Source organism: Phenylobacterium sp. (assembly GCF_024508875.1).
GTDB lineage: Bacteria > Pseudomonadota > Alphaproteobacteria > Caulobacterales > Caulobacteraceae > Phenylobacterium.
In genome coordinates this window covers 1-11,502 of record NZ_JANINU010000034.1, presented here as the reverse complement: position 1 = coordinate 11,502, position 11,502 = coordinate 1, and the positions used below count along the sequence as shown (strand labels likewise).

The 11,502-nt window shown below is 71.8% G+C and carries 8 protein-coding genes; 3 read left to right on the top strand and 5 right to left on the bottom strand.

What is annotated here, in order from left to right; translation table 11 throughout:
- Positions 1-1,367: methyl-accepting chemotaxis protein (locus Q0L11_RS03605; protein ID WP_296595481.1), on the bottom strand; the 1,367-nt coding region annotated here is incomplete at its 3' end.
- A 234-nt stretch (positions 1,368-1,601) separates the two neighbouring features.
- Between Q0L11_RS03605 and Q0L11_RS03600 the strand changes: the two genes are divergently transcribed.
- Positions 1,602-3,026: a porin gene (locus tag Q0L11_RS03600; protein WP_296595480.1), complete on the top strand. Its 1,425-nt coding sequence runs from the start codon at positions 1,602-1,604 to the stop codon at positions 3,024-3,026.
- 55 nt (positions 3,027-3,081) lie between these two features.
- Here the strand turns inward: Q0L11_RS03600 and Q0L11_RS03595 are convergent, their stop codons facing one another.
- Positions 3,082-3,768, bottom strand: coding sequence for a DJ-1/PfpI family protein (locus Q0L11_RS03595; protein WP_296595479.1), 687 nt, complete (start codon positions 3,766-3,768; stop codon positions 3,082-3,084).
- Between the two features lie 82 nt (positions 3,769-3,850).
- Between Q0L11_RS03595 and Q0L11_RS03590 the strand changes: the two genes are divergently transcribed.
- The gene (locus Q0L11_RS03590; protein ID WP_296595478.1) at positions 3,851-4,801 is read left to right on the top strand and encodes a GlxA family transcriptional regulator; all 951 of its coding nucleotides are present in this window, start codon (positions 3,851-3,853) and stop codon (positions 4,799-4,801) included.
- A 15-nt stretch (positions 4,802-4,816) separates the two neighbouring features.
- On the opposite strand, the gene Q0L11_RS03585 is transcribed toward Q0L11_RS03590, so the two are convergent.
- Both Q0L11_RS03585 and Q0L11_RS03580 read right to left on the bottom strand, forming a co-directional pair.
- Entirely contained in the window at positions 4,817-8,953 is a 4,137-nt protein-coding gene (locus tag Q0L11_RS03585; protein WP_296595477.1) for a hybrid sensor histidine kinase/response regulator, read from the bottom strand.
- Positions 8,954-9,055: 102 nt separating this feature from the next.
- Positions 9,056-9,604, bottom strand: coding sequence for a DUF1003 domain-containing protein (locus tag Q0L11_RS03580; protein ID WP_296595476.1), 549 nt, complete (start codon positions 9,602-9,604; stop codon positions 9,056-9,058).
- Positions 9,605-9,664: 60 nt separating this feature from the next.
- Between Q0L11_RS03580 and Q0L11_RS03575 the strand changes: the two genes are divergently transcribed.
- Positions 9,665-10,486, top strand: coding sequence for an SDR family oxidoreductase (locus Q0L11_RS03575; protein WP_296595475.1), 822 nt, complete (start codon positions 9,665-9,667; stop codon positions 10,484-10,486).
- Here the strand turns inward: Q0L11_RS03575 and Q0L11_RS03570 are convergent.
- Positions 10,449-11,414 (bottom strand): cell wall hydrolase, encoded by a 966-nt coding sequence (locus tag Q0L11_RS03570; protein WP_296595474.1) that lies wholly within the window; start codon positions 11,412-11,414, stop codon positions 10,449-10,451. The two genes, Q0L11_RS03575 and Q0L11_RS03570, sit on opposite strands and share 38 nt — an antisense overlap.
- Between the last annotated feature and the right edge of the window lie 88 nt (positions 11,415-11,502).

Genomic DNA, 11,502 nt, shown 5'->3' with positions numbered 1-11,502 from the left:
AGCAGGTTGGTCTGGAACGCGATCTCGTCGATCACCCCGATGATCTGGCCGATCTGGTTCGACGAGGTCGAGATCTCGTCCATCGCCGCCACCGCACGCCCCACCACGTCGGTGCTCGCCTCGGCGCTGGCGCGGGCCTCGGTCACCACGCCGTCGGCCTGCTGTGCGCCCGTGGCGGTCTTGCGCACCGTCGCGGTGATCTCGTCCAGCGCCGCCGCGGTCTGCTCCAGCGTCGCGGCCTGCGCCTCGGTGCGGCGGGCCAGGTTATCGGCCGCCTGGCTGATCTCGCCCGCGCCTGCCGACATGGCGCTCGAACTGTCCTGGATCTTGCCCAGGGTGCGCTCCAGGTTCGACAGCGCGCCGTTGAAGTCGTTGCGCAGCTCCTCGTACGAGCCGGTGAAGGCGGTGTCGATCCGATAGGTCAGGTCGCCGGCCGATAGGCGCGACAGCCCCAGCGCCAGGGCCTCCACCACCTTCGTCTGCTCGGCCGCCACACGAGCGCGCTCGGCCTCGGTGGAGGCGCGCTGGCGGTTGGCCTCGTCGCGCGAGGTCTCGGCCTCGCCCTCCAGCCGGATGCGCGCCAGCGCCCCGTCCTTGAAGCTCAGCACGGCCTTGGCCATGTCGCCCAGCTCGTCCTTGCGGTCGGCCGCGGGCACCACGACTTCGTTGTCGCCGGCGGCCAGCTTGCGCATCACCTGGGTCATGGCGCGGACCGGAGCGCCGATCGAACGCGCCAGGATCACGCCGCATATCAGCGCCAGTCCGGCCAGCAGAACCACGCCGGCGATCAGGCCCAGGGTGACGCGTTGCATGGCGGCGGTCTGGGCGGCGGCCTCTTCCTTCTGCATGGCGACGGCGGCGTCGTTGATCGCGCCCAGCGCGTCCTCGACTGGCTCGATGGCCTTGTCGGCGACGCCGTCATGGCTAACCAGGGCCACGCCCTGCTCGCGGGTCGCCGGATCGGAGCCGAGCTGGATGCCGACCTTCAGCGCGACCTTCTCGTAGTTGGCGAAGGCGGCCTCGGCCTTGGCCACGCGGCCCAGCTCGGTCGGGTCCTTGCCGGCGAGCTGGCGCAGCGCCTTCATCGCCTCGAAGAACTTGACCTTGTGCACCTCGTCGATGCGCTTGGAATAGTAGGTGTCGCCAGAGAGCAGGAACCCGCGCAGCGAGTTCTCCTGGCGGGCCAGTCGGAAGGACGCGTCCTGCGCCGCCGACAGCACTTGGCGGGCGCGCTCGGTCCGGGCCGCCGACGCCGCCAGCGAGGCGTTGTTCAGGTAGAGGGCCAGACCGCCGGCGGCGATTGTCGCCAGCATGCCGGCGAACACCGTCACGAGCTTCGCCGAGATCGAGAGATTGCTGAATTTCACGCCGAACCTGCCGGGGGGAATTGGGGGTTGTATCCGACCCGACACTGGCGCTCGTTTACTACCTCACGATTAAGGTAACATCGTTCGATATAGGACAGTATGTCGCACCTTGCGGTTTTCCTTATGGAATTCACGCCCACACGCGCGGGTTGCGCGCGGCGTTGACCGGCGGTTCACCTCTCTATGCTTAAGGACTGTGACAACTGCTCAACGGGGTCAGGGGCCTACACCCAGATGAACAAGCTGCTGCGGACGTCGATGCTCGCCGTCCTTCTGGCGGGTGTCGCCGCGCCGGCGCTGGCCGACACCAGCGAGGAGCGCATCGCCGCGCTCGAAGCCAAGATCGCCGCCCTGACCGGCGAGCTGGCGGACCTGAAGGCCGAGACCAAAAAGGCCAACCAGGACCTCAACAAGAAGCTGTCGGCCACCGCCACGCTGTCCAACGGCCGGCCGCAGATCGCCAGCGCCGACGGCAGCCAGCGCTTCGCCATCCGCGGCATCATGCAGTTCGACGCAGCCCAGTACGACGCGCGGAACAACGTCCCGGGCCGCAACGACTTCAACTCCGGGACCAACTTCCGCCGCGCCCGCATCGGCATAGAAGGCACGGTCGCCCGCGACTGGAACTACAACCTGACCGGTGAATTCGGCGGGGGCGGCGGCGTCGAAGCCGCCGGCCTGAACGCGGCCTTCATCGAATACACGGGCTGGAAGCCGGTGGAGGGCGTGCAGACCCGCCTGCGCATCGGCGGCTGGGCCACCCCCACCGGCCTCGAGGACGCCACCAGCAACACCGAAGGCCTGTTCCTTGAGCGCCCCGCGGTGGCCGAGATGGTGCGCAACCTGGCGGGCGGCGACTTCCGCTCGGGCGTCGGCGCCTTCTTCAACGGCGAGCGCTGGTACGCCTCGGCCGTGCTCACCGGAGCCCTGGCCGGCAACACCGGCGAGTTCGGCGAGCAGACCGGCTACCTGACGCGCGTCGCCTTCGCCCCTGTCTATGGCAAGGACTACGCCGTGCACGTGGGCGCCAACATGCAGGGCATCCTGCATGTGGCCGACACCGGCGCCGGGACCGCCAAGGTCCGGCAGGTGCGCCTGCGCGAGCGGCCCGAACTCCGCGTCGACGGCGCGCGCCTGGTCGACACCAACACCATCAACGCCACCGGCGTCACCGCATACGGCGGCGAGCTGGGCGCCTACTATCGCAACCTGCAGATCTCGGGCGAATACTTCCGCGTCGACGTCGATCGCACCGGCGCCTCCAACCCCAGCTTCGATGGCTGGTACGTTCAGGGCGCCTGGACCCTGACCGGCGAGAGCCATGTGTGGAACAGCGCCAACGGCGGCTTCCGCGGCGTGCGGCCGGCGAAGAACTTCAGTCCGGCCGACGGGACCTGGGGCGCCTTCGAGGTGGCCGCCCGCTACAGCGTCCTGGACCTGGACGACAACGCCGGCCTCGTCGGCCGCGCCACGCCCGCCGGCGGCGTCCGCGGCGGCGAGCAGGTGATCACGACCGTCGGCCTGAACTGGTACCCGAACCCGGTCATCCGCTTCCAGGCCCAGTACGAGCACGTCAACATCGACCGCCTGAGCGCCGCCGGCCTGCAGGTCGGCGAGGACGTGGACGTCGTCTCGCTCCGCAGCCAGTACGCGTTCTGACGGCGGACAGGCCCCACCTCCTCGCCGAAGGCCAGGGCCCGCCCGTCGCCTAGGGTTAGGCGGTCTCCATCCGGCTCGCCGCGTCGGCGGCCGCGCCGGATCGGGCGGCCCGCGCCGCGTCCATCCGCTTCTGCATCTCCGCCAGGATCTCCGGCCGCGCCAGTTCCGGCCGCCCGCGCTCGAACGGCGGCGCCGGCGCGTATTCCAGGCCGAGCTGCATGCTCTCCGCGAAGTCCCGGCCCGCCAGCTCCTCCAGCATCACCAGGGCGAAGTCGATGCCCGCGGTCACGCCGCCGCCGGTGATGACGTTGCCGTCGCGCGCCACGCGCTCCTCCGCCACCGTCGCCCCGAAGGCCGGCAGCAGGTCGCGCCACGCCCAATGCGTGGCCGCCCGCTTGCCCTGCAGGAAGCCGGCCGCCCCCAGGATCAGCGATCCCGTGCAGACGGACGTCTGGTAGCGCGCGCCGGCGCCCAGGCGGCGGACCTGCGCCATGAACGCCTCGTCCTGCATGGCCTCGGTCGTGCCGAAACCGCCGGGGATGCAGATCACGTCGCAGGCCTCCACGTCCTCCAGCCGCGCGAGCTTCGTGAACGTCAGCCCCTCGGCCTCGATGTCCTGTCCGCCCAGCGAGGCCACGGTCACCTGTGCGTTCGGCGTGCGCACGAGAAACTGGTGCGGTCCGGTGAAGTCCAGGTGGGTCACGCCCGGGTACAGCACGAACACGATCTGCAGCTTCGCCATGGCGGCCTCCTGTGAAGTTGACGCCTTCACCGTAAGCTGCGCACTCTCTGGCAGGAATGACATTGATCCGGCAGTTTCTGCCATGCCCCGAAGTCTCGCCGTCGTCATCTTTCCCGGCTTCCAGTTGCTGGACGCCGCCGGCCCCGTCGCCGCCTTCGAGATCGCCGAGCGCTACCGCCCCGGCAGCTACGCCCTAACCGTCATGGCGCCGCTCGCCGCCGGCGAGACCCACGGCCAGGTGGCAAGCTCGTCGGGTGTCGCCTTCGCCGCCTCGGCGCTATCGGCCGGCCCCTTCGACACCATCGTCATCTCCGGCGGCGACGGCACCCGTTCCCTGCACGAACTCGGCCGCATCGTCGCCTGGCTGAAGGGCGCGAAGGCGCGGCGGCGCACCAGCGTCTGCTCGGGGGCCTACCTCCTGGCCGAGGCGGGGCTGCTGGACGGCCGCCGCTGCACCACCCACTGGAGCCGAACCGACGACTTCGCCCGGCGCTATCCGAAGGTGAGCCTGGACGCCGACCGCATCTTCATCCGCGACGGCGACGTCTGGACCTCGGCGGGCATCACCGCCGGCATCGACCTCGCCTTGGCGCTCATCGAGGACGACCTGGGGGCGGACGTCGCCCGCCGGGTCGCCCAGCAGCTCGTCGTCCACCAGCGCCGGCCGGGCGGCCAGAGCCAGTTCTCGGCCCTCGTCGACCTCGGAGGGCGTTCGGGTCGCTTCTCGGCGCTGATGGACTGGATGCGCGTTCACATCGGAGAGCCGCTGCCGGTCGAGCGCCTGGCCGCCGAGGCCGCGATGAGTCCCCGCAACTTCGCCCGCGCGTTCGTCGCCGAGACCGGGACCACCCCCGCCAAGGCTGTCGAGCGCCTACGGCTGGAGGCGGCGCGCACGGCGGTCGAGACCGGCCACGCCCCGATCGACCGGGTGGCCGAGTCCGCGGGCTTCGGCGATCCCGAACGCATGCGTCGCGCCTTCCTGCGCGCCTTCGGGCAGCCGCCGCAGGCCCTGCGGCGTGCGGCGCGGGCCTGACGCCGGCGGCCAGGCCTACCCCGCCTTCGCTTCGTCCGTCGCGTCAGCCTCGACCGCCGGCCCGCCCGCGATCCACTGCGCCACGACGCCGGCGAAGTGGTCGATGTTGATCGGCTTGGACAGGAAGTCGTCCATCCCCGCCGCCAGGCACGTGGACTGGTCCTCGGCGGTGGCGTCCGCGGTCATGGCCACGATGGGCGTCGTCACCCCCGCCGCCCGGATCTTCCGCGTCGCCTGCAGCCCGTCCATCTGCGGCATGTGGACGTCCATCAGCACCAGGTCGTAGCCGCCGCGCACCGCCGCCTCCACGGCGTCCACGCCGTTGGTCACCGTGTCGACGTCGCAGCCCATGGCCTGCAGCACCGTGACCGCCACCATGGTGTTGACCGGGTTGTCCTCGGCCAGCAGAACGCGGCCGGTCGCCATCACGGCGGCCGGTTCCTCGACCTCGATCTCCGTATCCGCGGGCCCTGCCGCCGGCGCGCGAGGCGCGAGCAGCGTCTCCAGCGCCTCCAGCAGCACCCGCCGCCGCACCGGCCGCGCCAGGGCGGAGTCGGCGTCGAGCGTCTCGATGTGGCTGTCCGAAGCGTCGTCCAGGCCGATGATCAGCACCACCTTCACGCCGGGCCGGGCTGACTTCACGCGCAGCACCTCCACCAGGCCCGCGGTGTCCTTGCCGGCCAGGTTGGCGTCCGCCACTACCAGGTCGAAGCCGCCCGCCGGGTCCGACAGCGCCGCAATCGCCGCGTCCAGACCCGCGGCCTCGACCACCTCGGCGCCGTCCAGCGCGACCGCGTCGCGCATCGCCTGGCGCGCCTCCGCCAGGGTGCGGGCCACCAGGATGCGCCGTCCCGCCAGGCGTCCGGCCGGCGCCGGCGGCTGCGCGGGCGCGTCCTCCAGCGGAACCTCGAACCAGAATACGCTGCCGCCTCCAGGACGGTCGCCGACCCCGATCTCCCCGCCCATCAGTTCGACGAGTTGCAGGCAGATGGACAGGCCGAGCCCCGTGCCGCCGTAGCGGCGGGTGATCGAGTTGTCGGCCTGCTGGAACTTCTGGAACAGCCGCCCCTTCGCCTCATCCGGCACGCCGACGCCCGTGTCGGCCACCTCGAAGCGGAACCGCCGCGGTCCGGCGGCCGGCTCCGGCGCGCTCACGGTCACCAGCACATGGCCGGTCTCGGTGAACTTCAGGGCGTTGGAGAGCAGGTTCAGCACCACCTGGCGCAGGCGCACGGAGTCGCCCCGCACCATCGCCTGCGCGGCCGGCTCGACGCGGCAGACCAGCTCCAGCCCCTTCTCCAGGGCCCGCGGCGCCAGCAGCTCCACCGAGTCCTCGATCAGGGTCTCGATGTCGACGTCCACGGCCTCCAGCTCGATCTTGCCGGCGTCCAGCTTCGAGACGTCCAGGATGTCGTTGATGATGACGAGGAGGTTCTCGGCCGACAGCTTCACCGACCGGGCGAACGTCTGCTGCTCGGGCGTCAGCTCGGTGCGCAGCAGCAGCGCGTTCATCCCCAGCACGCCGTTCATCGGTGTGCGGATCTCGTGGCTCATGTTCGCCAGGAACTCGGACTTGGTCACCGCCAGCGCCTCGGCGCGCGCCCGCGCCTCCGACAGCTCCGCCGCCTGCATCTCCAGGGCGCGGGTCTGCGACTGCAGCGCTTCGGTGCGCTCGGCGATCTCGCGCTCCAGGTCGGCGCGCCGCCGCTGCAGGTCCGCCGTCCGCCGCCAGACGAAGACGGCCACCACGCCCGCGAGGGCCAGCAGCGCCGCCAGTTTGGCCCACAGCGTCTGGTGCCAGGCCGGCATCACCCGCAGCGGCAGGCGCAGGACGTCCGACGTCCACCGGCCGGCCAGGTCCGACGCGCGGATCTCCAGCACGTAGCTTCCCGGCGGCAGGTTGGTGAACGCCGCGGCCCGCCGGCCGGCGTCGGCCTCGGTCCAGGTGGGCTCGCCCTGCAGCCGGTAGGCGTACCTCAGCCGCTCCGGCGCCGTGTAGTCGAGGGCCGCGAAGCCCACCTCGAACCCGCTGGAGCCTGCGGGGATGCGCAGCGGCTCGCCGGGGCCGAGCGCCAGGAAGGGGTTGCCCCCCAGGCGCTGGCCCCCGATCCGCACGTCGGTGACCTCCAGGCGCGCGCGCCCCGCCACCGGCCGCAGCAGCTCGGGCTGCACGGCGACCAGGCCGCCGCGTCCGCCGAACACGACCGCGCCCTCGCGGGTAATGACCCCGGCGTTGCTCCAGAAGGTGGAGATCGGCACGCCCTCGGCGGCCCGGAACGCGGTGACCTTCATGGTCGCCGGGTCGATCAGCGCCAGGCCGCTGTCGGTGCTGGCCCAGATGCGGCCGCCCCGGTCTTCGATGACGCTGTTAACGTTGGTGTTGGGCAGCCCCTCGGCCAGGCTGATCTGCCGGAACCTCCGCGGCCGCCCGGGCGCCCCGGGCGCGCTCACCGACAGGCCGTGGCCGAAGGTCGGGACCCAGAGCCGCCCGGCGCTGTCCACGGTCAGGCTGGCGATATAGCCCTCGGGCGCGCCGGGATGGGACGCATCGCGTGTGAACCGCTCCACCGCGCCCGTCGCCGGATCGAACAGGTTCAGCCCGTTGAAGGTGCCGACCCAGACCCGGCCGTCCGGCTCGGCCGCGATGGCGCTGATCCGGCGATCGGTGAACCGCTCCGAAGGCGCGGTGGTGTGCAGGCCGAGCCCGTCGCCCGCTCCGATCCGATAGCCGCGCAGGCCGTCGGCCGCGCCGACCCAGAGCAGCATCCCGCTGCGCGCGATCATCTGGATGCGGCCGGGCGCGCGGCCGGGGGTCTCGATCTTCCGCGCGTGCTGCGCATTGGCGGCCGCCCGGAAGAGGCCGTCGTCGGTGGCGATGAACACATCCCCGCCGGTCGCCGGCGCGAAGGCGCGGATCGAGGTCTTCGGCAGGCCGCCCGCCATACCGGGCTGCGGCGCCACGTGGGTGATTGTCCCGCGCCCGGGATCGATCAGGTCGATGCCCTGGCTGATGAAGCCCGCCCAGAGCCGTCCGTCCGGCGCGGCGTAAAGCGCGGCCGGGTTCTTCTCGTACAGCGCCGATCCGGGCGCCTTGCCGCCGAAGAGGGTCGAAAACGCTGGACGCCGCGGATCGTGGCGCAGCAGGGCGCTGTTGGTCGTGATGAAGATCAGCCCGTTGGGGTCCTGGTGCAGGCTGCGGATGTTCTCGTCGGCGTACAGCAGGCTGCCGTTGCCCACCGGCAGCTTTCGGCCCGCCAGGGTCGCCGGATCGACCGCGATCAGGCCGCCGTCGTAGGCGCCCACCCACATCTCCTGCGGCGACACCTCCACGAACCCGCGCACGCGCAGGCCGCGTCCGTCCCGGCGCGTGGCTGCGATGGCCGTCGCCCGTCCGCCGCCGGCGGTCACCACGAAGGCGCCCTCCCCGTCTGTCGCGACCCAGAGCCGCCCGTCCGACGCCAGTTTCAACGCCACCACCGGGGGCGGCTCGCCCGTTCCCAGGCGCACCGCCGAAAGCTTACCGTCCGCCGCCCGCCGCAACAGGCCCGCCGGGGTTCCGATCCACAGCCCGCCGTCCCGGTCGGGCTCCAGGGCCGAAACCCCCTGCGCCAGGCCGTCGGCGCCGCCCGCCAGCCGCCCGTCGATGCGCGTGACCGCGCGGGTAGCGGGATCCAGCAGGTCGAGGCCGGCCTCGGTGCCGACCCAAAGCCGCCCGCGGTCGGCGTCGGCCAGGGCGCCGATGCTCACGTGGCTCAGCCCCTTCGGCCCAGCGGGATAGCTGACGAAGCCGTCGGTCTTCGGATCCAGTCGCGCCAGGCCGCCCGAGGTGGTGCCGACCCAGAGGCGGCCCGCCGCGTCGGTGTGCAGCACCTGCACCTGGCTGTCGGGGAGCCGCGAGGGCCCTCCCTGCTCGGCCGTGAACGTGCGGAACTGCGCCCCGTCCCAGCGCGCCAAGCCGTTCTGCGTGCCCAGCCACAGGAAGCCGCGCCCGTCCGTGGCCAGGGCCATCGGGATCGCGGCGTTGGGAAGCTGTTCGTCCTGGGCGATGGGCGCGATCGCGCGAGTGGCCATGTCGCGCCAGCGCTCGGCGCCATGGGCGGGCGACAGGGCCGCCAGCGCCAGGGCGGCGGCGGCGCCGACGCCTCTCCACAAATGCCTCCGGCGCATCCTGACGGACCCACAACCTACGCGAGCCCGATAGAGAGCCATCCATGCGTAAAATAAGTGGTTACACGGCCCGGACGACGGCGCGGATCAGGCGTCCGGGCGCACCTGGTCGCGCAGGATGCGCAGGCTCTCGTTCTGCCGCTTGATGATCCCCAGCAGTTCGCGCTGGCGCATGGCGTCCATCTTGTCGTGCAGATGCATGATCTCCAGCTCGGCGCGGAGGTTGACGATGTAGTCGTGCTCGGCCGCCTCGCGGTCGCGCTGGGCGGCCCGATTCTGGCTCATCATGATGATCGGCGCCTGGATCGCGGCCAGCGTCGAGAGCATCAGGTTCAGGAAGATGAAGGGATAGGGGTCGAACGCCAGGCCGAACCCCTTGGTCGCGACGTTCCAGCCCATCCACAGGAACAGCGCCACCCCGAAGCCGATGATGAAGCCCCACGAGCCCCCCACCGCCGCCACCTGGTCGGCCAGCCGCTCGCTGCGAGAGCGGTCGTCGTGCTTCAGCTCGGGATCCAGGCCGGTCGGCGCCTCGGTGGCGATCAGGTCGATGACGCTCCGCTGCACCGGTGTGAGCCCCTCGTAGGCGCACCCGAGGAGGTCCTTGGCCAGTTGCTCGCGCACGTCCATCGTCATCCGCATTCCCTCTCGCCGGCGTAAATGGCGTATTGCGGCGAAGGTTCAGGGGACTCAGACATGGCGGCAAGCGGCAAGGCGCAGGCGGGCGGCCGCCGAACGATCTTCATCACTGGCGCGGCCAGCGGCATCGGCCTTGCCGCGGCCCGCAGGTTCGCTGGCGCCGGCTGGTTCGTGGGGCTGGCCGACATCGACGTGAAGGGCCTCGCCGCGGCGCTGGAGGCCATCGGGGCCGACAATGGTTCGACCCATCGCCTGGACGTACGTCACCGCAGCGCCTGGAAGGCCGAGCTGGCGGCCTTCGCCAAGATTTCCGGCGGCCGGCTCGACGTCCTGCTCAACAACGCCGGTGTGGCTCGCGGCGGCTATGTCGAGACCCAGAGCGCGGAGGATGTCGACTTGCAGGTGGACGTGAACCTCAAGGGCGTCATCAACGGCTGCCAGGCGGCGTTCGACCTGCTGGCCGCCACGCCGGGAGCCCTGGTCGTCAACGTCGCCTCCGTCGCCGGCCTCATCGCCCCGCCGCGGATGAGCGTCTACGCCGCCACCAAGTTTGCCGTCCGCGGCCTCTCCGAGGCGCTGGAGGCCGAGTTCGCCCGCGTGGGCGTCGGCGTGCGCTGCGTCATGCCCTGGTTCATCGATACGCCCCTGCTCGACAAAGCGCGCTTCTCCGGCAACGAGGACCTGCGCGTCTCGCTGCGTCACCAGAAGGTTCCGGTCTATCCAGTCGAGGACGTGTCCGAGGCGATCTGGGCCGCCGTCCACGGCAAGCCGCGCCTGCACCACCTCGTCGGCGGCCAGGCGCGCCAGATCGGCCTGCTGAACCGGCTCCTGCCGGGATTCGTCAGGACGCGGCTGCGACGAGAGATGGAGGCGATGTGAGCGCGGCGGCCTCGGCCGGCTTGGCCGCGGGCTTCGCGGCCGGCGCGATGGCGGCGGCAGGCTTCGCGGCCGCCGGCGCCGTAGCCGACACCGGCTCCAGCGACTCCGCCACCGCCTTCTCGTTCACCAGCGCCGGCATCAGCCGCAGCTCGGGCGCGGCGGCGACCTCGCCCGAGGTCAGCACCGCATGCTCCACCGCCGGGGCCGTCGCGGGGGCGACGCGCAGGCGATAGGGCGAGAACCGGTAGAAGACGTGCGTGCCCACATTGGCCACGCGCAGCATCTGCGGGGCCCAGGCCGGCGACACCGCGGTGGTGTGGAAGTGGGTGGCCGAACCGATCTCGCCGCGCAGGGCGCCCGACAGCGCGCGCGCGGCCACGTCCCGCGCCCGGTTCCACGCCAGCGTCTCGCGCCGCCGCTTCATCGAGCCGTCGCAGGCGAAGCTGAACTGGCAGCCCGAACGGCCCGCGCCCTGGAACACCACCGCACAGACGCTCTTCGGGAAGGCCGGATGCTTCACCCGGTTCATGACCACCTGGGCGACTGCCGCCTGGCCGCGTGCGCTCTCGCCCCGGGCCTCGTAGTAGACGGCCTCGGTCAGGCATTCCAGATCGGCGCGCTGGCGGGCCTTGGCCGCGCCGCGGTCATTGGCGAAGCGGTTGGCGACCGTCTGCGCATCCGCGCCGGCGCCCAGCGCGTATCGTTCCAGGCCGAAACGCAGGCCCTGGCCTTCGGCTTCGAGATAGGAGCCGGAGTAGCCGACGGCGGCCGCCTCGGCCATGCGCAGCGCGCGGGCGTGGTCGGCGGCCTGGCCGGACATGCCGGCGGCAAGGAAGAGAGCGCCCAGGCCCAGGCCGACGCCTGAGCCCGCCAAAGCGGCGCTGAAGGGCGCACGCCAAGCGGCGAGCACCTTGGTGTTGAACTGCAAAACGGAACGGTCCTCAGCGGCGAGGGCCTATGCGCCCCCCAACTCTTTGACGCCGCGGTCGCCCCTGCTCGTGCTGGTAGCGTCCGCC